Origin of the sequence: Microbacterium maritypicum MF109, from assembly GCF_000455825.1 — a bacterium.
Taxonomy (GTDB): Bacteria; Actinomycetota; Actinomycetes; order Actinomycetales; family Microbacteriaceae; genus Microbacterium; species Microbacterium maritypicum_A.
Genome location: NZ_ATAO01000001.1, coordinates 19,028 through 42,496 on the forward strand (window position 1 = coordinate 19,028; position 23,469 = coordinate 42,496).

At 68.3% G+C, this 23,469-nt stretch carries 20 protein-coding genes; 8 read left to right on the top strand and 12 right to left on the bottom strand.

Features of this window, described 5'->3' with window-relative positions; genetic code table 11:
- Nucleotides 1-27 precede the first annotated feature (27 nt).
- The 5 genes from L687_RS22385 to L687_RS22405 form a co-directional block, all read right to left on the bottom strand.
- Nucleotides 28-2,172, bottom strand: a complete 2,145-nt coding sequence (locus L687_RS22385; RefSeq protein ID WP_021198014.1) for a heavy metal translocating P-type ATPase — start codon at nucleotides 2,170-2,172, stop codon at nucleotides 28-30.
- Nucleotides 2,173-2,242: 70 nt separating this feature from the next.
- Nucleotides 2,243-2,503: a YHS domain-containing protein gene (locus tag L687_RS22390; protein WP_021198015.1), complete on the bottom strand. Its 261-nt coding sequence runs from the start codon at nucleotides 2,501-2,503 to the stop codon at nucleotides 2,243-2,245.
- A gap of 20 nt (nucleotides 2,504-2,523) precedes the next feature.
- Nucleotides 2,524-4,851, bottom strand: a complete 2,328-nt coding sequence (locus tag L687_RS22395; protein WP_021198016.1) for a heavy metal translocating P-type ATPase — start codon at nucleotides 4,849-4,851, stop codon at nucleotides 2,524-2,526.
- 62 nt (nucleotides 4,852-4,913) lie between these two features.
- Complete coding sequence (locus tag L687_RS22400) at nucleotides 4,914-5,870, bottom strand: hypothetical protein (protein ID WP_021198017.1); 957 nt, start codon at nucleotides 5,868-5,870, stop codon at nucleotides 4,914-4,916.
- Nucleotides 5,870-6,079 carry a heavy-metal-associated domain-containing protein gene (locus tag L687_RS22405; RefSeq protein WP_021198018.1) on the bottom strand — a complete coding sequence of 70 codons (210 nt, stop codon included), beginning with the start codon at nucleotides 6,077-6,079 and terminating at the stop codon, nucleotides 5,870-5,872. The genes L687_RS22400 and L687_RS22405 overlap by 1 nt, the downstream gene beginning before the upstream one ends.
- Nucleotides 6,080-6,288: 209 nt before the next feature.
- On the opposite strand from L687_RS22405, the gene L687_RS22410 reads away from it, so the two are divergent.
- Entirely contained in the window at nucleotides 6,289-7,230 is a 942-nt protein-coding gene (locus L687_RS22410; RefSeq protein ID WP_031206625.1) for an HAD family hydrolase, read from the top strand.
- 28 nt (nucleotides 7,231-7,258) lie between these two features.
- Here L687_RS22410 and L687_RS22415 read toward each other — a convergent pair whose 3' ends face one another.
- The 3 genes from L687_RS22415 to L687_RS22425 are packed head-to-tail and all read right to left on the bottom strand — an operon-like array spanning nucleotide 7,259 to nucleotide 9,450.
- Nucleotides 7,259-8,617, bottom strand: coding sequence for a hypothetical protein (locus L687_RS22415; RefSeq protein ID WP_021198020.1), 1,359 nt, complete (start codon nucleotides 8,615-8,617; stop codon nucleotides 7,259-7,261).
- Nucleotides 8,618-8,666: 49 nt separating this feature from the next.
- Complete coding sequence (locus L687_RS22420; RefSeq protein ID WP_021198021.1) at nucleotides 8,667-9,014, bottom strand: SHOCT domain-containing protein; 348 nt, start codon at nucleotides 9,012-9,014, stop codon at nucleotides 8,667-8,669.
- Nucleotide 9,015: 1 nt separating this feature from the next.
- Nucleotides 9,016-9,450, bottom strand: coding sequence for a DUF6325 family protein (locus L687_RS22425; RefSeq protein ID WP_021198022.1), 435 nt, complete (start codon nucleotides 9,448-9,450; stop codon nucleotides 9,016-9,018).
- A gap of 212 nt (nucleotides 9,451-9,662) precedes the next feature.
- Between L687_RS22425 and L687_RS22430 the strand changes: the two genes are divergently transcribed.
- Nucleotides 9,663-10,049 (top strand): SHOCT domain-containing protein, encoded by a 387-nt coding sequence (locus L687_RS22430; protein WP_021198023.1) that lies wholly within the window; start codon nucleotides 9,663-9,665, stop codon nucleotides 10,047-10,049.
- 22 nt (nucleotides 10,050-10,071) lie between these two features.
- Nucleotides 10,072-10,500: a DUF6325 family protein gene (locus tag L687_RS22435; RefSeq protein ID WP_152525826.1), complete on the top strand. Its 429-nt coding sequence runs from the start codon at nucleotides 10,072-10,074 to the stop codon at nucleotides 10,498-10,500.
- Between the two features lie 26 nt (nucleotides 10,501-10,526).
- Here L687_RS22435 and L687_RS22440 read toward each other — a convergent pair whose 3' ends face one another.
- Both L687_RS22440 and L687_RS22445 read right to left on the bottom strand, forming a co-directional pair.
- On the bottom strand, nucleotides 10,527-13,073 hold the full coding sequence (locus L687_RS22440; RefSeq protein WP_152525827.1) for a LuxR C-terminal-related transcriptional regulator: 2,547 nt from the start codon (nucleotides 13,071-13,073) through the stop codon (nucleotides 10,527-10,529).
- 56 nt (nucleotides 13,074-13,129) lie between these two features.
- Nucleotides 13,130-14,197: a DUF998 domain-containing protein gene (locus L687_RS22445; protein ID WP_084487203.1), complete on the bottom strand. Its 1,068-nt coding sequence runs from the start codon at nucleotides 14,195-14,197 to the stop codon at nucleotides 13,130-13,132.
- A gap of 180 nt (nucleotides 14,198-14,377) precedes the next feature.
- Here L687_RS22445 and L687_RS22450 point away from each other — a divergent pair, with 180 nt between their 5' ends.
- The 5 genes from L687_RS22450 to L687_RS22465 all read left to right on the top strand — a co-directional run bounded on the left by L687_RS22450 (nucleotide 14,378) and on the right by L687_RS22465 (nucleotide 19,657).
- On the top strand, nucleotides 14,378-15,211 hold the full coding sequence (locus L687_RS22450; protein ID WP_021198027.1) for a mechanosensitive ion channel family protein: 834 nt from the start codon (nucleotides 14,378-14,380) through the stop codon (nucleotides 15,209-15,211).
- Nucleotides 15,212-15,233: 22 nt separating this feature from the next.
- A complete protein-coding gene (locus L687_RS22455) occupies nucleotides 15,234-16,376 on the top strand; it encodes an AI-2E family transporter (protein WP_235045200.1) in 1,143 nt (380 codons plus the stop codon).
- 195 nt (nucleotides 16,377-16,571) lie between these two features.
- Nucleotides 16,572-18,224 (top strand): SulP family inorganic anion transporter, encoded by a 1,653-nt coding sequence (locus L687_RS0120560; RefSeq protein WP_235045201.1) that lies wholly within the window; start codon nucleotides 16,572-16,574, stop codon nucleotides 18,222-18,224.
- Nucleotides 18,224-18,895, top strand: a complete 672-nt coding sequence (locus L687_RS22460) for a GAP family protein (protein ID WP_021198029.1) — start codon at nucleotides 18,224-18,226, stop codon at nucleotides 18,893-18,895. Before L687_RS0120560 ends, L687_RS22460 begins: the two co-directional genes overlap by 1 nt.
- 45 nt (nucleotides 18,896-18,940) lie before the next feature.
- The gene (locus L687_RS22465; protein WP_021198030.1) at nucleotides 18,941-19,657 is read left to right on the top strand and encodes a GAP family protein; all 717 of its coding nucleotides are present in this window, start codon (nucleotides 18,941-18,943) and stop codon (nucleotides 19,655-19,657) included.
- 13 nt (nucleotides 19,658-19,670) lie between these two features.
- Here the strand turns inward: L687_RS22465 and L687_RS22470 are convergent, their stop codons facing one another.
- The gene (locus L687_RS22470) at nucleotides 19,671-22,271 is read right to left on the bottom strand and encodes a LuxR C-terminal-related transcriptional regulator (protein ID WP_021198031.1); all 2,601 of its coding nucleotides are present in this window, start codon (nucleotides 22,269-22,271) and stop codon (nucleotides 19,671-19,673) included.
- Between the two features lie 102 nt (nucleotides 22,272-22,373).
- Nucleotides 22,374-23,354: an FUSC family protein gene (locus tag L687_RS22475; RefSeq protein ID WP_021198032.1), complete on the bottom strand. Its 981-nt coding sequence runs from the start codon at nucleotides 23,352-23,354 to the stop codon at nucleotides 22,374-22,376.
- Nucleotides 23,355-23,469: the final 115 nt, after the last annotated feature.

Genomic DNA, 23,469 nt, shown 5'->3' on the forward strand with positions numbered 1-23,469 from the left:
TGGACGGGGTCTTTCTGCGTACGGGAATCAGCGATCGAGGATGGCGCGGGTCGCGACGTCAGGCCGCAGATCGAGGCGCCGCAGCAGCTGCGCGTTGAGCGCGACGACGATGGTCGACAGCGACATCAGGATCGCCCCCACCGACATCGGCAGCACGAACCCGATCGGCGCGAGCACGCCGGCCGCGAGCGGCACCGAGAGCAGGTTGTACCCGGCGGCCCACCACAGATTCTGCTTCATCTTCCGATACGCGGCCCGCGAGAGTTCGATGACCGAGAGAACAGAGCGCGGGTCATCGCTTGCGAGGATCACGCCGGCAGAGGCGATGGCGACGTCTGTGCCCGCCCCGATGGCGAGCCCCACGTCTGCCTGCGCCAGCGCGGGTGCGTCGTTGACGCCGTCGCCGACCATCGCCACCTTGCGCCCCTCGTGCTGCAGCTCCTGCACCTTCGCGGCTTTGTCCTCGGGGCGCACCCCCGCGAAGAACCGGTCGATCCCCAGGTCGGCGGCGACTGTCTGCGCGACGGCCTCGGCATCACCCGTGATCATGACGACCTGCACACCGAGCGCATGCAGCGCGTCCACGGCTTCGCGGGATTCCGGACGTACCTCGTCGGCGAGCTTCAGCGCTCCGATCACTCGGCCGTCCTGGACGACGTGGAGGATGATTGCGCCGTCCTCCCGCCACTGCTCGGCGACGGCGAGCTCGTCCGCCTGCTCCTCCGTGAGCAGGTGCGGGCCGCCGACGCGCACGGTCGATCCCTCGACGGTAGCCGTGACCCCGACAGCAGGCGACGACGTGAAGTCGCGGCTCTGCGGCACCGAGAGGCTCCTCTCGGTGGCGGCGCGGACGATCGCCTTCGCGAGCGGGTGCTCACTGTCGGCTTCCGCAGCGGCGGCGAGCGCCAGCACGCGATCGGCGTCATGCTCGCCCGCGACCGACACCTCCGACACGACGGGCTCGCCCTTGGTGAGGGTTCCGGTCTTGTCGAACAGCACGGTGTCGACGGTTCGCATACTCTCCAGGGCGAGGCGATCCTTCACGAGGACTCCACCCCGGGCGGCGCGCTCGGTCGCGATCGACACGACGAGCGGGATCGCCAGACCCAGCGCATGCGGGCAGGCGATCACGAGCACGGTGATCGTGCGGATGACGGCCGCGTCGGGGAATCCGACGAGAGTCCACACGATCGCGGTGATCGCCGCGGATCCCAGAGCGAACCAGAACAGCCACCCCGCTGCGGTATCCGCGAGGCGCTGAGCTCGCGAAGACGAGCTCTGCGCCTCGGTCACCAGGCGCTGAATTCCAGCGAGGGTGGTGTCGTCTCCGGTCGCAGTGATCTCCACCCGGAGCCCGGAGTCCGTGGCGACGGTGCCGGCGGTGACCTGGTCTCCCGCACCGCGTGCGACCGTGCGGGACTCCCCCGTCACCATCGACTCGTCCATCGACGCGCGTCCGTCGACGATGCGCCCGTCGGCCGGAACGCTTCCGCCAGGGCGAACGACGACGATGTCGCCGACGGCCAGATCTGCGGGTGAGACGATCACGACCTGACCGTCCTCCACACGCTCGGCCTCGTCCGGCAGGAGAGCGGCGAGCGAGTCGAGCGCAGAGGTGGTCTGCGCGAGCGAGCGCATCTCGATCCAGTGCCCGAGCAACATGATCACGATGAGGAGGGCCAGCTCCCACCAGAAGTCGAGCTCGTGATGGAGGATGCCGAGACTCGCCCCCCACGATGCGAGGAAGGCCACGGTGATCGCCAGGCCGATGAGCAGCATCATGCCGGGCTTGCGCGCGCGGATCTCGCTGACGGCGCCCACGAGGAAGGGCTTGCCTCCCCACACGTACATCACGGTTCCCAGCACGGGCGAGACCCACATCAGCCCGGGGAGGTCGGGAAGGGGGTAGCCGAGGATCATCGCGAACATCCCCGACAACGCGACGGTGGGGACGGCAAGCGCGAGCATGATCCAGAACAGCCGCCGGAACTGGCCGACGTGGTCGGCGTGCCCTCCGTGTCCGCCGTGTCCGCCGTGTCCGCCGTGTCCCCCGTGGGCGCCGTGGGCGTCGTGTCCCCCGTGGGCGTCGTGTCCCCCATGCATATGGTCGGAGTCGTTCGACTCGTGGTGCGGGGCGCCGGGTGCGGTGCTGTCGTGGTGCGGAGCGCTCATTACCCTCTCCTCCTCGGAAAGACGATTCCCGTGCGGGGCCGCGTGGTGCGGCCCCGCACGGGTGAAACGGTCAGGCTGCGGCGACGTACTTCGCCGGGTCGGCGTCGAACGCCGGCCCGCATCCTGCGCAGCAGAAGTAGTAGCGGGTGCCCTCGTAGTCACGGAACAGGCCGGCGGCCTCGGCATCCGCGACGACGACCGCGCTGCCGACCATCACCGGGCACTCTGCCATGGCGCCGGAGGGCGACGCCAGCAGATCCTTTCGACCTTCGGCGGAGACCGCACCGTTGCTGGTGACGCTGCAGCAGGATCCTGCGGGGGAATCGGACATGAGATGCTCCTCTTTCGGTTTCAGTGGGTTCCTGCGGGGGCTGCCGGTGTCGCGCGTTCCCGCGCCGCACGGCTCCCCGCCGGAGAGGGGTCCGCCGTCTGGCTCCGGAAGGAACGCAGGCGGAGGCTGTTGCCGACCACGAAGACGCTGGAGAACGCCATCGCCGCGCCGGCGAGCATGGGGTTGAGCAAGCCGAGCGCAGCGAGCGGGATCGCCGCGACGTTGTAGGCGAAGGCCCAGAACAGGTTGCCCTTGATCGTGCCCAGAGTCCTGCGGGACAGGCGGATGGCGTCCGCGGCACTGCGCAGATCTCCGCGGACCAGTGTGATGTCGCTGGCCTCGATCGCCGCATCGGTCCCTGTGCCCATCGCGAGCCCCAGATCGGCCTGGGCGAGTGCGGCCGCGTCATTCACGCCGTCCCCGACCATCGCGACGACCTTGCCATCGCGCTGCAGCCGTGTGATCACCTCGACCTTCTCCTTCGGGAGCACCTCGGCGATGACATCGGTGATGCCGACCTCTGCCGCGATCTGCTCCGCCACCGCCCGGTTGTCGCCGGTGAGGAGGACGGGCGTGAGACCCAGACTCTTGAGCTGCGAGATGGCCTGCGCACTGGTCGGCTTCACCGTGTCGGCGACGACGAGCACGCCACGCGCCTCGCCGTCCCACCCGACCGCGATGGCGGTCTTGCCCTGACTCTCGGCCTCCGCTTTCGCGGCAGCGAGCGCGGCGGGCAGGTGCAGCGACCACTCGGCCAACAGCGATTCCCGACCCACGAGCACCGCGTGCCCCTCGATCACGCCCTGAACACCCTTGCCTTCGACGTTGACGAAGTCCTCGGGCACCGGGAGTGCGCCGATCTCCTGAGTCGCGGCTTTCGCCACTGCCTGCGCGATGGGGTGCTCCGACGCGTCTTCCACGGCGCCTGCCAGCCGCAGGAGCTCGCGTCGATCGACGCCCTCCGCGGTGTGCACGGCGGTGAGCGTCATCTTGCCGCTCGTCACAGTGCCCGTCTTGTCGAGCACGACCGTGTCGACCTTGCGGGTGGATTCGAGCACCTCGGGTCCTTTGATGAGGATGCCCATCTGCGCTCCGCGTCCCGTCCCCACCAGCAGAGCGGTCGGTGTGGCGAGGCCCAGCGCGCAGGGGCAGGCGATGATGAGCACGGCGACGGCCGCCGTGAAGGCTGCGGAGGCAGGGAACCCGGCTCCCAGCCATGCCCCGAGGGTGGCGAGGGCGATCGCGATGACGATCGGCACGAAGATCCCGGAGACGCGGTCGGCGAGGCGCTGCACCTCGGCCTTCCCCGTCTGCGCGTCCTCGACCAGCTTCGCCATCTGCGCCAGCTGCGTGTCGGAGCCGACACGGGTCGCCCGGATGACCAGGCGGCCACCGGCGTTCACGGTCGCGCCGGTCACGGCGTCCCCTTCACCGACCTCGACCGGCACCGACTCGCCGGTCAGCATCGAGGCGTCGACGGCCGAGGTCCCCGAGACGATGACCCCGTCCGTGGCGATCTTCTCACCGGGGCGTACGACGAACTCATCGCCCGGCTGGAGGTCGGCCGTGGGAATCCGCTTCTCGATACCGTCGCGGATCACGGCGACGTCTTTGGCTCCGAGTTCGAGCAGCGCGCGCAGCGCGGCCCCGGCCTGGCGCTTGGAGCGCTTCTCGAAATAGCGCCCGGCGAGGATGAACATCGTCACCCCCGCCCCTACCTCGAGGTAGATGTTCGCGGCGCCGTCACTCGGAGCCACGGTCAGCTCGAACGGGTGCGTCATCCCGGGGACTCCTGCAGTCCCGAAGAACAGGGCGTAGAGCGACCACAGCAATGCGGCGATGGTCCCCATCGAGATCAGGGTGTCCATGGTCGCTGCGCCGTGGCGCAGGTTCGTCCACGCCGCCTTGTGGAACGGCCACGCCGCCCACACGATGACGGGACCGGCGAGCGCGAGTGAGAGCCACTGCCAGTACATGAACTGGAGCGCCGGGATCATCGCCATCGCGATGACCGGGACCGTCAGGACGATCGAGGCGATGAGCCGGTGCTTGAGACTCGTGAGTTCGGCATCGGGGGCATCGCCCGCATCGTCCTGACGCGTCTCGGCTTCGGGCGCAGGAAGGGCCGCGGTATATCCGGTCTTCTCCACCTCCGCGATGAGCAGAGCAGGATCGAAGCCGGCCGGGGCGATCACCTTGGCCTTCTCCGTGGCATAGTTCACGGTCGCCGTGACGCCGTCGATCCGATTCAGCTTCTTCTCGATCCGCATCGCGCACGATGCGCAGGTCATGCCGCCGATCTCCAGCTCCACGCTGGCCGGTGCGGCCGCGGACTGCGTGTCCGTCATGATGATCTCCTCGATACTTGCGCTCCGCGTCCGAGGACGCGGAAAGAGTGGGGTGGTGCGGTTCAGTGCCCGCCGTGGTCGTCGCCCGTGTCGTTCGACGACAGGTCGGCGGGAACCGCATCGAGGACGAACGGCGCGGTGTGGACCTTCCCGTCGACCTGGAAGTCGAGGTAGAGCAGGTACCTGTCGGCGGTCGGAGCTTGCGCGGTGAAGACCACCTCGGGACCGGCGACCTCACCCGGTGCGGGCTCATCTCCGTGCGCGTGCACGTGCAGGTAGGCCAGGTCTCCGTCACGGAGTGCGACCAGATGCCCGAACGCACCCAAGTAGGGCTCGAGCGTGGTGACGGGCACCCCGTCCCGAGCGATCTCGACCGTCAACTCGCTCCCGGCACCGGCGACGAGGTCACCGCTGATCGACACGTCGAATCCATCGACGGTGGCGGTGGACCGCGTCTCGGCCGCAGGCTGCGGCGTGAACGGCCCGCCCACATCGACGGTCCGTGAGAGCGTCACCCCGGGCCCGTCCGATGCGGTGAAGTCGGCGTACACACGGTACGTACCCGCAGCCTCCCAGGTCCATGGCAGCGACCAGGCCCCCGTCCCGACATCGAGCACGGGATGCACATGCCGATATCGGCTGCCGTCACTGCGCACCACGATCAGGTGAAGCTGCTTGCCGTGGGCCGTCTCGTACGAGGTGACCGGCTCGCCCTCGGGCCCTCGCACCACGAAGGAGAGCTCCCCCGCGGTCCCGGTCTCCCCCGGGGCCGAGATCGCGCCGATGGTGTATCCGGATGCGGCGATCATCACTCCACTCACGTCTGTCCCCTGCTCTTTCCCGTTATCCGTGTTCTGCGTGGCGGGTTCCGCCGACTGCTCATCGTGGCCGTCTCCCCCGCGCTCCGTCCAGGAGGCCACAGCGCTGTCGGGAACGACGGCGCCGGCCACCGCGAACGCGACCCCGAAGACCACCACGAGACCTGCGCCGTAGAGACCGAGACGGCTTGCGGTGTTCATCAGGCAGGTACTGCCTGGTAGCCCGCCTCGTCGACCGCCGCGAGGATCGCCGCGTCTTCGAGGGGTTCTGCGCTCGTCACGACGAGCCTGCCGGTCTGAGCGCTGATGTCGATCGCATCGACACCGGGAATCTGGCTGACTTCGCCGCGGATAGCGACCTCGCAGTGGCCGCAGCTCATTCCGCTCACCTGGTACTCGCTCGTGTTCATGAGGGTTCCTTTCTCGATTCAGCATACCCGGGTGGGGTACTCCTTCGTGTCAACCCTATACCCTCCTGGGGTATTCCGATCACGCGGTGATCTCCGTGTTCGACCGCGCGGACCATCGCCCCGGCGGGGTGATGTCAGCCTGTCGAGAACCGCGGGACGATGCCACGCTGATGCTTCCGCCGGCATTCGAAGAGACGCGAGGATCGCACATGACCGCTCACCCTTCCCTCCCCTCCTGGCGCGACACCCGCACACGCCGAGACATCGAGGCTTTCGTCGCCTCCGTGACATCGGGGCCAGACGCCGTCCCCGTCGAGGAGCGCATCGCGGTGTTCGACAACGACGGGACCCTGTGGTCGGAGAAGCCGATGATCACACAGCTGCACTTCGTCGTGGAGCAGTGGCGTGCGGCTGCGGAGCGGCAACCGGAGCTCGCCGAGAGGCAGCCGTATCTCGCAGCCGTGAGCGGCGACTTCGCGTGGCTGGGAGCGGCGATCGACAAGCACTACGGTGGTGACGACTCCGACCTCGGGATCATCATCCAGGCGCTGGTCGGGCTCACGGATGGGATGAGCGTGGAGGACTACGCGACGTCGGTGGCGGAGTTCTACCGCACCGCGCAGCATCCGACGTTGCAGCGCCCCTACGCCGAGACCGTGTATCAGCCGATGGTCGAGTTGCTCAGGTTTCTGGAGCACCACGGCTTCACCTGCTACATCGTCTCGGGAGGTGAGCGTGACTTCATGCGTCCGATGACGCAGGCCAACTACGGGATCCCCCCGGAGCGCGTGGTGGGGTCGGCCTTCGGTCTCGCGTGGGACGATGCCGAGGCGACCGTGCGGTACTCGTCCTCCTTGGCCTTCTTCGACGACGGCCCCGAGAAGCCGATCCGCATCTGGACCCGCATCGGCCGGCGCCCCCTGTTCGTGGGGGGCAACTCCAACGGCGACACGGCGATGATGGACTTCGCACGCCGAGGACCCCGGCCGGGTTTCGCACTCCTCGTCCACCACGACGACCCGTCACGCGGCGACATCCCCTACGACGCGGGCGCCGAGAAGGCCCTCGCGGACGCTGCGGACAAGGGCTACACCGTCGTGAGCGTCAGAGACGACTGGGAGCAGGTGTTTCCCGACTCCGCGCGCGCCTGAGATGTCGGGGAGAACGCCCGTCGGAGACTCACCGTCGGGCGTTCTCCGCGTCGGCCGGGTCGGTTTCCTCCGGCTCTTCGACCAGTGGCTCTTCCCTCGGGGAAACGATCGCTGCGCCCGGGGGTCGCCTGAGCAGCTCGACCACGATGGCGAAGACGAGCAGTCCGACGGTCACCCCGAACACCGCTCCGAACGAGACCGGTCTCGACGCCATGAGGATGAGGAGCGCGAGCACCAACCCGACCAGAAGGATCGGACCGTGGAAGCGATCGACCGCGAGGCCGAATCGTCCGGTCGACAGGCCTCGTCGTTCCCAGGTGCTCCGGACCGCCGTGAAGCCGCTCTCCAGGATTCCGCGTGTCACCACGGCGCTGCGGCTCGATCCGGCCAGCCACGCCCACACGGCGACGAGCACTCCGACCAGGGCCAGAGCCACGATCGTCGAGCTCAGCAGCGACGTGACTTCGTCGAACAGCGACTGCGCGGCCGCCGCCGTCATGATCGACGGGCTCACGGCGCCGATGAAGAACGTTCTTCCGATGCCCATCCCCGCCGACAGGAGCAGGAACGCGACGGCGAATCCCGCGCTGGTCCAGAAGAGAGCACGCGCGCGGTTCCTCGCGAGGAGGATGCCGACGACGACGAGACCGAGAACGACCCATGGCAGCCAGAATCCGGCGGCCACCGCGATCTGATAGATCGTGCGCACCAGGACGAGGGCATCCGCCTGGGCGATGGGAACCGATCGGTCGATCTCCGGGATGAGGTCGGCGAACCCGACACCGCGCTCCGTCAGCACCGCCTTGACGCGGTCGACGACCTGACCCAGGTCGATCGAGAGAACCCCGTCGTCTGCGAGCTGCAGGGCCGTGTCAGGGCTGTTCTGCAGGATCGCGACGGCACGTTCATGAGTGATGCGCAGCGTCTGCGCCCAGATGTCGGCGAACTGGTCCGATGCCACGACGTCATGGATGACACCGTCGACGAGGGAGGTCAGCCCACTGGCCGCCGGAGCCTCCAGCAACGACAGGGCGGAGGAGGCACGGGGCGGAAGGTCGAGTTCGCGGATCCCGTCGAACACCTCGCCGACGATCGCGTCGAAGTCCACCTGCTCGTGGATCGCCGAGCTGACCTGATCCGCGACGAAGTCCTGTACGTCCGGGTCTTCGGCCAGAGGCGCGAACGTCGCGACGAACCGATCGGCATCGACGAGCTGCAGGCGCGCCCAGGTCCCCATCGCGGCGACCGGCTCCATCAGCACCGCAAGAGCCAGCACGATCCCCGCGACGATGCTTCTGGCCACCGGACGCCGACGGGGCTTCTTGAGCGTCTCGTTCTCCTGTTCGAGAAGCAGGACACGCGCTCGCAGATCGTCCAGTTCGCTCATTCGTCCTTCTCGCTTCGGCCATTCCGCAGACGACGGATCATCGGTGTGTTCAGCTCAGGAGCTTCTGTTTCGCTGCGGCGAACTCGGCCTCGGAGAGGACGCCGGAGTCCTTGAGGGACGCGAGCTGCTGCAGTTTCGCGATCAGGTCATCCCCCTGCGCGGGCGCGGGCGCGGCCGGAGGCGGAGACGAGTACTGCGATGCGGCGTTCTGAGCCGCGGCGTCGATCTGCGCCTGCTGCTGTGCGGCTTCGTACTGCTGCTGCTCGTACTCTCCCTGCGCACGCTCCTGCTGATGCCGCGACATCGCCCCGCCGATGGCGGTCGCGGTCCCGGCCACCACTGCCGTCCGGGCGGCGAGGCCGATCAGTCCGGGGCGACCGAATCTTCTCAAGGGCATGTCATTCACCTTCCTGATCGAGGATGTCCATCATGGCGTTCACCACGGGCGCCGGAACACGCTCGGTGCGCAGCACCTGTCCGCCCGCCGCGGCGAGATTCTGTGCGAGCGTGCGAGCGAACGCGAGTTCCAGGACGACCAGGGCAGCCGACTGTCCCGGGGCGAGCGCGCCCGCCAACGACTCGACGTCCTCTTCGCCCGCAAGACCCGCCGCGATCGGCTCGAAGTCGCCGAGGTCCAGGACTCCGTCGTCGTCGTCGAGCTCGACGATCTCGACCTTCCCGGTCTCCGACTTCGCGAGCACGACGAAGTCCAACAGGCGCACGATCCCACTGTCGACGAGGTCGGTCAACGCGCGGAATGTCGCGGGGTCCGGGCGGGTTCCTTCGAACCCGACGAGATAGAACTCGGCGGGACCGAAACGGAAGTCATTCATGGATGGTCCTCTCTCACGGGGCACACGGCCACGACTGTGCACCATGGTCGCATCGCCGCGCCCGGCGCGGGCCGCTCTCTCACCCCGAGCGGATGAGACCCTCACCCCTGCCCGTCGTGCGGGGTCGCCCGATCAGGGTGAGCGACTCCCCCGCGCGACGATGCGTCCTGTCACGATCGCCGTACGCAGTCACTCGACGAAAGAGGTGCGACATGTCCATCTGGGACAGTTTCTGGGACATCATCTGGTGGTTCTTCTGGGTATTCGTGTTCGTCTCCTACCTGATGGTGCTCTTCAACATCGTCGCCGACCTGTTCCGCGACCACACGCTCAACGGCTGGTGGAAGGCCGTGTGGATCATCTTCCTCATCTTCGTCCCCTTCCTCACGGCGCTCGTCTACCTGATCGCGCGCGGCAGAGGCATGGGCGAGCGGAGTGTCTCCGCCTACAGGGACCAGCAGCAGGCAGCCGACTCCTACATCCGCAGCGTCGCGGGCTCCAGCCCGAGCGACGAGATCGACAAGGCATCGAAGCTGCTCGCCGCGGGGACCATCACCGCCGACGAGTTCGCGGCCATCAAGACCCGCGCTCTGAGCTGAGGCCGTGGTCGAGGTGGTCGATGTGACGACTCTGCAGGCGCTCGGCGACGTCGAGTTCGTCGCCGTGCACCTCGAGGGCGACCGCCTCCGCCCGAACGTCCTCGAGGCCCTGTTGCGACAGGTGGAGGCCGGCGCCATCCGCCTCCTCGACTTCCTGATGATCGAGCGGCTCGACCTCGAGGAGCACCGGATCGTCGAGGTCGACCGTGACGAGTTCGCACTCGCCGGCCTCGCCCTCGAGACTCCCGGTCTCATCGGCGAGGACGACGCTCGTCACTTCGCGGCGACGGTTCCCCTCGGCGCACTCGCGGCGCTCATCCTGGTGGAGCCGATCTGGGTCGAGCGGTTCGCCCGTGACGTCGACCACCGAGAGGACCGCATCCTCGCGACCCAGCCGATACCGGCGTCGATCGCGAACACGATCCTCTCGTCGGCACTGCACGAGGTGTGAGGCCTCCTGCCGGGCAGCCGTCCATGTCAGACGGTGGTCCGCACGGCCTCACGTCGCGACGACACCCCGAGTTTGCGGTAGATCGCTCGCTGGTGGGTCTTCACTGTGTTGATCGACACCGCCAGCTCCCGCGCGATCTCCTGCAGCGTACGCGCCGTCTGGAGCTGCTGGAACACATCACGCTCGCGTTCCGAGAGCGCGTCCACGAGCGACCCGGCCGTATCCGTGGCGAGACACCTGCCGATGAAGTCCTCGAACTGCGTGCCGAAATGCACATGCTCTCCCAACAGCTTGCGCACCGCTGTCTCGCGCGGGCCGAAGGGAAGGCGGATGTTCTCCCCCGCCGCGACGGCGACGGCAGCCTCGCACAGTTCGTGCGCCTGCTCATGGTGCCCGCCATGACGGCGCAGGAGAGCTGCCGTGATGAGCGTCGCCGACTTCACGTACGACACCTCGCTGAATGCCCGCAGGGATCGCAGCATCTCCAACGCCGCCGAGTACTCGCCGGACCGGCGGAACACCCCTGCCAGTGCGACGTTGACGACGGGGAGGTCGGGGCAATGGACATACCTGCGCGCGATCCGCATCGCCCGGTCCTGCCGGCCGACCGCCTCTTCGAGCAGGGCAACCGATGATTCACGGAACGCCGGCCAGGAGATGCCGTGCACCACCTCCAGCGGGATGTCCTGGATGCCGATCGCCGCGCGACGGCAGGCGGCGACGTCTCCGGTCTCCGCCGCTGCATAGGCGATCATCATGCGCGCCACGCTCGTGAAGGAGCGATCGGAGCTGCCGTTGGCGATCACCGTCCCGAACTCGCGGATGGCGTCGACGAGGTCACCCGACCAGTAGGAGACGAATCCCGCGGCCGCCGCGGCGCTGCCGCCGGCGTATGTGCTCCAGGGCAGACCGACGTCCTCCGCTTCGTGCACACGGGTGAGCGACTGCCGGGCCTCGGTGAGGCGACCCGCCCACGTCTGCCCGAAGGCGAGGTGTCCCGATGCCCGTTTCGCGAGTTCCCGATCTCCGGAGCCGCGTGCCTCCCTGGCCGCCGCGGAGAAGTACTCGAGCGGGATCAGGGGATTGCCGCGATGCCGGATCTCGGTCCATCCCAGCAGGTAGTTGAGCGCGGCGCGGTCGCTCAGCTCCGTCGAATCGTCATCGAGCAGCATCTGCCGCACCGTGGCGCTCGCGCTCGCGACCTCCGCGCGCTCATCGGCGATGAACAGTCGGGCGATCTGGAGCACCACAGGCTCATCGGGTTCGGCCGATCGCGCGATCGACGCCTCCGCACGCCGGAACAACTCGCGCGCCACGCGATGGTCACCGAGCACATCGCTCGCGCAGGCGCGCACGAGCAGCACCTGGGCGTCGTCGGGCGTGCGTCGCAGCATCTCGGTCGCGGTGCGCTCGACCTCGTCCGCCCTCGCCCCGACCACGAGCCCGAGCCAGTGCCGAAGAAGGGTCGAGCGCGCAGCGAGGAAGTCGAACGCCTGGAGCGAATGCGCGATCGACGCCGTCGGATCCGTCGGTTCCAGGGCGGCGGCGGCGCGCCTGTGGCATTCTTTCGCGCGCGCTGCATCCTGGCCCAGGATCTCGGCGCATCGTCGTGCGAAGGCGGCATGCCATCGATACACGACGCCCTGTGGACTCTCGAACCGGTCGAGGAACAGACCGAGCCGTACGCAGGTCTCGAGCAGCGTGACGGTGTCGGGGCGCCCGGTGACAGCGGCGGCGAGTTCGGGGGTGAGTTCTCCGCAGACGCTCGCCTCGAGCACGAAGTCCGCGACGTCGGGAGGAAGGCTCCCGAGCACATGCTCCCTCACGTAGCTGCCCAGGAAACTCGAGGCGCTCTGCGCCTGCGCGTCGGGTCTTGCTCCGCCGATCATCATCAGTCTGACGGCGATCGGCCACCCCTGAGTCTCGTCGAGGATCGTCTCGGGTTCGAGGTGGGCCGCGTCCCCGTCGAGCAGCAGTCGAACCTCCTCTCCCGTGAAGCTGAGGGTGTCGACGCCGACGAAGGCCTCCGGGTGCATCAGCCGATGACGGGAGAGCGTCAGCTCGAGCAGGGTCGTCCCTACCAGGACGACGTGCAGACTCTCCGGCGCCTGCTCGGCGAGCATGCCGAGAAGTCCCCTGCGCCATTCCTCGCCCGCGCGCTGCGCATCGTCGACGATCAGGTGCATACGCTCGTCCGAATTTCCCAACGCCCGGCAGATCTCCTGGTACGCCCTGTCCGGATCCTCCAGATCACGGTCGAGATCGAGAGGACGGCCGGAACGCTCGGCGCCGGTGAGCAGCGCGTTCACGACCCCCTGAGTCAACCGGGACGGGTCGGAGTCGAACGTGTGGAGTCCGAGCCACGCGACCCGATCGACACCCGAGGCCCAATCGGCGACCGCGGTCGTCTTCCCGAATCCGCTCGGGGCGCTGATCACCGTCAACTGCGCGTTCACGACGGCCGCCCCTATCGCTGCGCTCACCCGATCACGACGGATCGCGCCGGGCTGGGGAGCCGGTGGCCGGAATCGCACCGTGGGTCCCGGCCTCGTCGAGCGTACGGGGTGCGACATGGCACCAAAGCTAGTGGCGTGCCGGATACCCCTCAAGGGCATCCTCCGGGTGATCTTTAGTCGCCCGTCCTCGCTCCCTCGTCTCGTTTGAGGGCATCAGCGGTGCGGATGAAGAGGATGATCCAGGTGAACACGACGGTCCCGGCCACCAGTTCCACGGCAGTGAGCGTGTAGTAGCCGACGGCGAAGAACACCGCCAGAACCACGATCAGGAGAGTGAAGACGTAACCCAGCAGCAGGAAGGTGCGCGAGACTCCGGGCACCCACCAGCGCATCGCGACGACGAGCACGGCGAACGCGACGACCATTCCCGACGCCACCGCGGTGTGGAGCGCGAAGTGCTCATCGACGGGGAACACGCCGACCATGCCGAGGAAGAGCCCGACGATGATGAGGCAGGTCCGCACCGAGGTCACTCCGCGCGGGTGCGGGGTGGGGATGCCCCTCGTCGCGTAGCGGGCGAGCGTGGTCACGAGGATCCCGGCGACGATCAGAGTGAGGTTGAACGCCCGCGCCGAGAGGTCGTCGGTCATGCCGAGCGCGCTGAGGTTCTCCTTCCACCACTGCGGGTCGCTCGCCGTCAGCATGCTCGCCAGGATCCCGAGGACCAGGAACACCGCGAGGACCGTCGCCAGCAGCTGCAGGTCCAGATGGGTCGCGGAGTAGTAGGTCACGTAGGCGGTGAGCCCGCTCGCGGCGCCGGCGAGCATCAGGACCGGCACGGGGTAGACGACGGCTCCGATCAGACCCGCTTCGATGATCGTCGCAGCGAGCGTCCACCCGAGCAGGGCGATGATGGCGTGCGCGAAGGCGAAGGCCGCGATGTCGATGATGTCGAGCACCCCGAGCCGCCTGTGCCTCTCGGGATCGGCGGCGATGACGCGACCCAGCACGAAGACGACGACCGCAGTGACCGCGGATGCCAGTGCCGCGAACTGCCCGAGCGAGTCGGGGCCGGAGATGGGCGCCGACCGCAGACGGAACACCACGAGGGCCACGAGCGCTGCGACGACGAAGGCGAAGATCGAGATCTGGAGACCGATGGCTTCCCGCGCCCGTTCGCGGGTCGCGCCGTGCGAGCGGGCTGCCGTGAGGAGATCCGGCGATGGGGGCGTCGTCGACATGCCCTCAGTCTCCGGCGCTGCGGAAGCGCGGACGAACATCGTTCATCCTCAACGGGCGATACCGCCCAGCCGTGCTCCGCGCTCACCCGCTCCGGATGAGAGCGATCGTCCGCGGCGAGCGCGCGCGCCGCATCCTGGTCGGATGATGCGCTGGAGCCCCCGATCGAGTGGTCGGCGAACGTGACGCTGGACGCGCTGTTCCCCGATGGACTCTCGCCGTGGCAGATCGTGCTGGCGGTGCTGTCCATCCTCATCGGTTGGCTGCTCTCCCGCTTCGCCCGGAAAGGCGTGCTCAAGCTGACGACACGGACGCCGGGCATCTCCGACTCGGTCGCGCAGTTGGCGGCACGCTTCACCCAGTACGCCCTGCTCCTGGTGGGCATCGGCGTCGGGCTGGCGTTCCTCGGGGCGAACGTGCAGCCGCTCCTGGCCATGACGGCCATCGCCGTGGTCGTCCTGATCCTCGTGCTCCGCGGCGTCGCCGACAATTTCGCGGCCGGGGTGCTCATCCAATCCCGCCAGTCCGTGAAGATCGGGGAGGAGATCGAGATCGACGGCCCCGACGGGCCGATCCGCGGCGTCGTCCAGGAGCTCAACGGACGCGCGGTGCTCCTGGCGACGGTCGACGGCAGGACGGTGCATGTGCCGAACGCCACGCTCCTCACCGGAGTTCTGGTGAACGACTCCCGTCACGGCGCGCGTCGCAGCGCGGTGGACATCCGGGTCGCGAGAGAAGACGGGATCGTCGTGGATGACATCATCGCGATCATCTCCCGTGCCGCCGGCGAGGTCGAGGGCGTTCATGCCCGTGAGCATCCCGGCGTGTCGTTCGCCTCGATCTCTCCGACACGATGGATGCTCACCCTTCGGATCTGGCACCACCCGCTGCACGGATCGGCCGTGATGTCGGCGACGGTCCGCGGTGTGGCCGAGGCGCTGGAATCCGCCGGGGTGAGAGCGGTCGTCACCCCCCGGCAAGGCCCGGCACCGCTGGTCGCACCGGAGCCGTTCTGAGCTCGTCGACTACGCTGTCCGCGTGACCACCTCGCCTGCGCCGGAGCGCGCCCCCGACCGGATGCTCTCCCCCAGTCTGCGGGTGCTGCTCATGCTCGCGGCCAGCGCGGTGGCTCTGGCCGGCGTCTACTTCGCCCGTGACCTCTTCGGGCCCATCGCGCTGGCGATCGTGATCGTGGTCATCTGCGAGCCCCTCCGTCGCCCTCTCGATCGACGCGGTTGGCCGCAGTGGGCGAGCACGACCGCGGTCATCGCAGTCGCGTATCTGATCCTCCTGATCATGGGAGCCTTGCTCTGGCTCGCAGGTACGCAGTTCGCCCGTCTGATCGGCGACCTGGTGTCGGAAGGCGGTCTGGCAACGACCGTCGACGACCTCGTGGCGTGGCTGCAGTCCCTCGGCCTGGACGAGGAGGCCTCGGACGCCGCAGCCTCGGTCCTCGACCCCACCACGCTGCTCGGGCTCGCACGGAGCATAGGGGGAACCGTGGTCAGCGTCGCGACGGCCCTGTTCTTCGTGTGCGCCTACATCATCTTCATGGCGGTGGATGCCGCGCGTTACCGCCAGGCGCCCGCGATCTTCGGCGCGACCAAGGGCGCGGTGATCGCACGGATCTCGCGTCTCAACACCGGCGTGCGCCGTTACTACATCGTCAACGCGAGCTTCGGCGCGATCGTCGCGATCATCGACGGTCTCGCGCTGTGGTGGATGGGCGTTCCGGCTCCGGTCGTCTGGGCGATCCTGGCGTTCGTGACGAACTTCATCCCGAACATCGGCTTCGTCCTCGGCCTCGTCCCTCCGGCGATCCTGGCGTTCGTCGTCGGTGGCTGGCCGCTGCTGCTCGGAGTGGTCGCGGTCTACTGCATCGTCAACGTGGTCCTCCAGGTGCTCGTCCAGCCGAAGTTCGTCAGCGATGCGGTCGATCTCAGTCTGACGCTCAGCTTCTTCTCGGTGATCTTCTGGACCTTCATCATCGGTCCCCTCGGGGCGATCCTGTCGATCCCGCTCACCCTGCTGGCGCGGACGCTCGTCTTCGAGGGCGATCCCGAAGCGACCTGGCTGCGCTGGCTCTCCGGAGACCGCACCGCGGTTCCCGCGGCGCCGGAGCCGGAGCCGGTCGAGCCAGCGCGACGACGTCGCCGACGTCGTGCGCCTCGTCGCCGCTGACGTCTCCGCACCTGCCTCTTCCCCACTGCTGCGCCCGCACGACCTCGCTGTGCCCGCACCTCCCCCGTAAATCACCAGGGGTGAGGTTGCCGTCGAGACGTGGTCCCGAGAACGTTCCCGGTGGGATCGTGGAGGCGGGAGCGCTCGACGGGGGCGCCGGCGGATGGAGGCGATGTGCAACGTCCACTCGCGGGATTGACCAGGCGCAACTTCGTCACGGAGCTCACCGCCGGGGTCACCCTGCTCGCCATCGCGATCCCGTTGAACATCGGCTACGCCCAGATCGCCGGCCTCCCGCCCACCGCCGGCCTCTACGCCCTGATCGTTCCGACCATCGTGTACGCGCTGATCGTCTCCTCCCGACAGCTGGTCGCGTCACCGGACGCGGCAGCCGCCGCGCTCGTCGCGTCCTCGATCGGCGGCCTCGCCGCCGCCGGCAGTGCCGACTACGCCACTCTCGCGCTGGCCCAGGCGATCATCTGCGGCGTCATGTTCGTGCTCCTCGCGATCTTCAAACTGGGCTTCCTCGCGAACTTCCTCTCCAAGCCGATTCTCGTGGGCTTCGTCGGCGGGCTGGCGCTCGACATCATGGTCAGCCAGGTGGCGAAGATGCTCGGCGTCAAGATCGACTCCGGCAAGGACTTCATCGGGAAACTGGTCGACCTCGTCGGAGGGTTCACCACGGTCAACGGCTGGGCCGTCCTGATCTCCGTGTGCGCCGTCGCCGTGCTGCTGCTGGGGCGCAGATTTCTCCGCGCCGTCCCCTGGGCACTGATCGTCCTGGTGGCGACCACGCTCGTCGTCGTCGTAACCGGACTCGATCAGCAGGGCGTCGACGTCCTCGGCGAGGTTCCGGCAGGACCGCCCGTGCTCACGTGGCCGATGATCGACTGGTCGCTCTGGCTCATGCTGATTCCGTCCGCGATCGCCTTGACCCTGGTCACGACGGCCGAGGGCCTGCTGGTGTCGCGGTCATACTCCGAGAAACACGGCTACCCGTTCCACGCGAACCGGGATCTCCTCGCATTCGGCGCGTCGAACATCGTCGCCGGCGCGCAGGGCAGCTTCGCCGTCGGCTCGTCGACCTCCCGCACTGCGGCGATGGATCAAGCGGGTTCGCGTACGCAGTTCCCCGCGTTGATCCTCGCCGCGGGCACCCTGCTGCTGCTCCTGTTCGGCACGGCACTCCTGGCCGACATCCCGTCGCCCGCCATCGGCGCGATCGTCGGCGTCGCGATCATCCCGCTGCTCGGCATCCGCGACTTCATCGACCTGTGGCGCAAGGACCGGTTCGAGTTCCTCATCGGCGCGACCTGCTTCCTCGTCACGCTTCTGATCGGCTCGATCCCGGGCATCATGGTGGCGTTCGTGCTCGCGCTCATCAACATCGCCAAACGCGCGTCGAATCCCGCGATCGACGTGCTCGAATCCAGCGGAGACCCCGGCGAGTCGCTGCTCGAAGACGCTCCGGCCGGAAACGTCACGGCACCGGGAGTGATCGTCATCCGGCTGGCCGCTCCGCTGTTCTTCGCCAACGGTGCCGTGTTCTCGAGCGCCGTGAAAGACGCCATCTCGTCTGCTGGCCACGGCCGTGTCCAACACCTCGTCGTCGATATGGAAGCCGTCACCGATGTGGACGTGACCGGCGCGGAATCGTTCGTCGCCCTCAAGCACTGGCTCGCCGGCCAGTCGGTCTCCCTCGCTTTCAGTCGAGTGCGGCCGAACACACTGCACCGCCTGACCGAGCTCGGACTCCTCGAGGCGGAAGACGTCTACGCCACCAACCGCGAAGCGATCACGAATCTGGCTCCGTCGACGACGGGGTCGACTCCAGAGAAAGGTCACTGATGGGAACCGTCATCGGAGAGATCCTCCCCCTCGCGCTCGGGGTCGCGATCAGCCCGATCCCGATCATCGCGGCGATCCTCATGCTGCTCTCGCCCAAGGCGCGCATCACCAGTGTCGGCTTCCTCCTCGGGTGGGTGATCGGGATCGTCGTCGCCGTCACCGTGTTCACTCTCCTGTCGTCGATCCTGCCGGCGGACGACCCTGATGCCTCACGGCCGATCCGTGGTGTGGTGCAGCTCGTCCTGGGGCTGCTGCTCTTCCTCCTCGCCTTCGGACAATGGCGCAAGCGCCCCAAGCCCGGCGAGGACGCGGCGCTGCCGAAGTGGATGAAGGCCATCGACACGGTCACCTTCCCCGTGGCGTTCGGCCTCGGATTCCTCCTGTCCGCCGTGAACCCCAAGAACCTGATCATGGCCGCCGGCGCGGGCACCGACATCGGGGGCGCGTCCCTTCCGGTCGGGTCCGCCGTCGTGGTCGTCGTCATCTACACGCTCATCGCCTCATCGACGGTGCTGATCCCTGTCGTCGGCTATCTCATCGCAGCCGACCGTCTCCGCGCGCCTTTGGACGCCCTGCGCGGGTGGCTGGCGGCGGAGAACGCCGTCATCATGGCCGTCCTGCTGCTGGTGATCGGCGTGTCGATGATCGGCAAGGGAATCGGCAGTTTCTAGAACCGGGATCGGCCGGGGCGCCCGGCCCGCAGAAGGGACACGCACGTGGGAGAACTGATACTCGCGCTCGTCCCGGTCGCTCTCGGTGTGGTCCTGAGCCCGCTCGCGATCATGGCGCTCGTCGCCGTTCTCCTCTCGCGCAATGCGCGGATGAACGGCATCACGTACCTGGTCGGGTGGTTCCTCGGTCTGGGCGGGCTCATGGCCCTGTGCCTCTGGCTGTTCCCCCTGCTCGCGGTGCACGAGCTCGGTGAGCCTCCGCTGTGGGTCCCGATCGTGCGCGTCCTCCTCGGCTTGTTCCTGATCGGGTCTGCCGTCTGGGTGTACCGAAAGGGGCGCGCACACATCGCACAGATGGCCGCGGCGTCATCACCGCGCGAAGTCGTCGCCGCATCACCGCAGCTCCCGGGCTGGCTGCATTCCGTGGAGTCCTTTCGGCCCGGGCGGACCCTGCTTCTCGGACTCGGGCTCTTCGTGCTGAATCCGGTCGATGCCTCGTGCGCTATCCTCGCCGCGCTCGACATCTCGCTGTCGGACGTCGACCGGAGCTCCGGCCTGTGGGTCGCTGTCGTCTTCGTCGTCATCGGGACGCTCCCCATCGCGCTGCCCGTGCTGTACGTGGTGGTCCGCGGTGCCGACGCCCAGCCGCTCCTCGATCGCGTGCGGACGTGGATAGCCGGGAACACGCACGTCCTGAACGCCGCGCTGCTCCTGGTCATCGGTGCCCTTCAGCTCGAGAAGGGGATCGCTGCCTTGCTCTGAGCGACGCACCGGTTCAGTCGATACCGAGAGCGAGCGCGGCCGCCGTCACTCCTTCGCGGTCGGAGACGCCGAGCTTCCGATAGATGTTCCGGACGTGGGTCTTCACGGTGTTCGGCGAGATGAACTCCTGCTGGGCGATCTCTCGCAGCGTCGCATTGCGGCTCAACGCGGAGAGCACGATGCGCTCGCGCCGCGTGAGTTCTTCGTCGATCAGCATGCCCGCAGCGGCGAGGCGCTCGCGGACGCAGTCGGCGAAACGCCCGCGGGAACCCGGGGTGGCGCGTGCGGCGAGCAGACGCGCCACCACCGGCCCCGCGTCGGCGAAACGCCGGACCAGCTCCTCCGGCTCCGCCAGCGCGAGCGCGAAGGCGAGAGACACCTGCGCCTGGTCCGGGTGCCCGGACTGCACGTCGAGGCAGGCCGCGACCAGCCACGCGTCGACCATCGATGCCGGCAGAAGACACTGCGAGCTTCCCTCCAGGACGGGAGCGAGCGCCTGACGGGCACGCGCGAAGTCCTGGTCGTGCAGTGCCGCGATCGCCCTGAGCAGGAAGACGTCGCCGGTCGAGCCGATCGCCCGCTCGATCTCGACGATGAAGCGGTCACGGAGCGAGCGCTCCCCGAGTCGATCGAACGCCCGCACGGCGAATGCGCTCATCATCGCGTACCAGTGCACCGGAAGCGGCATGTCGGCGCGCGGCGCCAGGTTGTCGAGCAGAGCGGTGGCCGCGGCATGCGCGTCGATCGCGGAGTCGACTCCCAGAAGCGTGATCATTCCGCGGAGACCCCGTGCGATCGAGGGTTCGGCGCCCGATTCGATGATGCCGGCGGCGACCTTCAGCGTCTCGTCGACGTCGCCGACGAGCATCCTCTCGAAGGGAACCCAATAGCGCCACACTCTGGTGACCTCGTAGAACGAATCATCCGGGGTGCCGAGCTCGGCCCAGCGCTGATCGAGGCGCGCACCCGAACGGAGCACCTCGCCCATGCGACCGCGGAAGAACTCAGCGGTGTTCAGGATGGCTGCCGCCTGCAACTCCGCCGCTGCAGCGCCGGAGGCGATTGCGCGGTCACACGCCAACCGCGCGAATCGACCTGCCCGGTCGAGGTCTCCGACATAGAGCTCCGCCATGGCGGCCTGCACGAACACATAGGTGTCCAGTTGCGACTCCCCGGTCACCTCATCGAGCGCGAGCTCCAGCCGGTCGAGAGTTTCGGTGAGGCCCCCGCGCCGGACGGCGATATGCAGTTCCAGCCCCTTCCGCCACTGACGAACGGCCGCAGACCCCTCATCCCCCGGCCATGGCGGCGAGGAGTCCAGCAGGGCAGCTGCCGTGGAAGCGTCTCCTCGCGCGAGTCGCGCCGATGCGATCAACAGCTGCACGGAAGGTTCGGCCAGCACCGAATGCGGAAGCTCCGCTGTCGCGGAGATCACCTCGCAGGCGTGCCCCCTGAGCACGAGCTGCATCCCGCACTGTCGCAGGATCAGGGACATCGACTGCGCGTCGTGACTGCGCGTCGCGTGAGTGAGCGCGAGCCTGTGCTCCTGCTCCGCGGCGAACCACTCCGCCGTCACCTTCTCGAGGGACTCGACCGCCGCATCTCCGCGCTCCTTCAACCGGGCGTAGAGGAACTCCCGCAGCAGGGGGTGATAGTGATACCACCCCGGCTCGTCGCGGTTGCGACTGATGAGAACGTTGAGGCGGATGAGTTGCTCGATCAGACCCGCGGCCGGCGCTCCACCGATGAGCCGCGAGGCCAGTCGGGGAGTGAACGAATCGGGTACCGAGGTGAGCACGAGGAAGTCGCTGAGCTCGTGGTCGAGGTCGGCGAAGACCTCCTCGGCGAAGTAGTCGGTCACCGTGGGAGAATCGCCGCGCAGCGGGAGCACGGTCGCGAACGAATCGTGGAGCGCGGCGAGTTCGAGGAGACGCAGCCCGGTCGCCCATCCTTCGGTCCTGCGCAGCACGGACGTGATCTCCCCCTGTGAGAGGCTCACGTCCCGCGCACGGAAGAACAACCGCACCTCCGCCGGCGTGAAGGCGAGATCTTTCGCATCGAGTTCGAGGGCGATCCCGGCGATGCGTCGGCGCGCGAGCGGAATCCTGCGGGTTCCCCGTCCGGAGAGGACGACGTGCCCGTTGCCGGGAACGGCGTTCACGAAAGAAGTCAGCATCTCGGCGAGCCGATCGTCCTCGACGAGGTGGACGTCGTCGATGATGACGACGATACGCCGCCCCGCGCCGCGGAGGGAGCGCGCCAGCGCGCGTGCGGTCTCCACCGACCAGCTGCCGGCGACCCGCGCCAGGCTCTCGCGGAGCCGTTCGTCATCGACGTCTGCCAGTGCGCTCCGCAACGGTTCGAGATCCATGTCGCCACGCTGCAGAGCCCACCACACCACCGCGGTGTCGCCATGGGCGTCCAGTGCGTGAGCCCAGTGGACGAGCAGTCGCGTCTTCCCGGATCCGGCCGGCGCAGAGAGCACGGTCAACGTCCAGGGTTCATCCATCGCGGCGGTGAGACGCGCCAGCAGTCGAGGCCGCGCGATATCCCCCGCGACCGTCGAGGCTGCGAAAGCCCGCGACGATTGCGGGTCCTCTTCATCTGATGCCATCGGAACCCCCCCGTAACATGTTAGACGATACTCGACCCTCTCCCACTCGAAGTATCCCACCCCAGAGAACACGGGCTCAAGGAACTTTCGTCTAGCGTGGAATCACGCGGAGGAACGACGCCGAACCCTCGCGAGCAGCGAGACGATCGAGGGCACCACGGCTCCGAAGAAGAGAGCGAGTCCGACCCCGATCAGCGTTTCCACGGCGCGCTCGACGAACCGCTCCGCCGGGGGCTCCGGGGACGTCGACATGATGAGCGTCAGAGCGAGGAACGTGGTGAATCCGGGCACGACGTACCAACGGCTCTCCTGAATCGCGCACGCCGACCCGATGACCAGTCCCACCACGATCCCCACGACCACGTCCGCCGGGTCGAGCACCGCCACGACCGCCGCCGCCAGTGCGCCGATCAGAACGGACACCGCACGCCCGATGCTGCGCGCGATGAGCTGCCCCCGCACCGGCCTCATCACCAGGAGCACCGCACCGGTCGCCCAGCCGACATGCTCGAGGTCCCACAGGAAGCCCAGCGCCGCGGCAGTGGCCGCACCCGCGCCGAGAAGGATTCCGTAGACCAGCATGGCGCGACCGCGCGGCACCGGCGGCGGCGGATGGGGCGCTTCGTCGCGTTCCGGCCAGAGCAGCATGAGGATCCACGCATAGATCGAACCGACCACGATGCACGCCGCGAAACCGAGGGTGACCGGCGACCAGGTGAAGCTCAGCCCGATACCGGTCATCGGCAGCGCCAGGACCAGCAGGAGCTGACCCCCGCGTCCGCGCGTCGCGTTGACGCTCGCCAGGACCGCGAGCACGAACACCCCGACGACGGCGATGACGGGCGAAGCCGCCAGCACGGACCCGAGCAGCAGTGCCATGGCACTGAGCACCCCGACGACCGGGATGATCGCTCGACTGCGCCGTTGCGGCGGCATGCCGAAAGCCGCCGCGGGCACGACCCCGATCCCGAAGGCGACCGCCAGCGACAGATCGAACGGGGCGACCACGATGGCGGGCACGGCGAAGAGCATGCCGAGGCCGAACCGAGACCACCGCCAACTCAGCCCTGCGCGGTCGTCCATCCTGTCCACCTCGGCCCCGCAACCGCCCGCTCGTCGCTCGACACGACCGCCCCCTCTCGTGGGGCTGCCCGCCGCTCCCACCTGTGGAGCCAGCCTAGGGAGGAGGCCGTCGGTG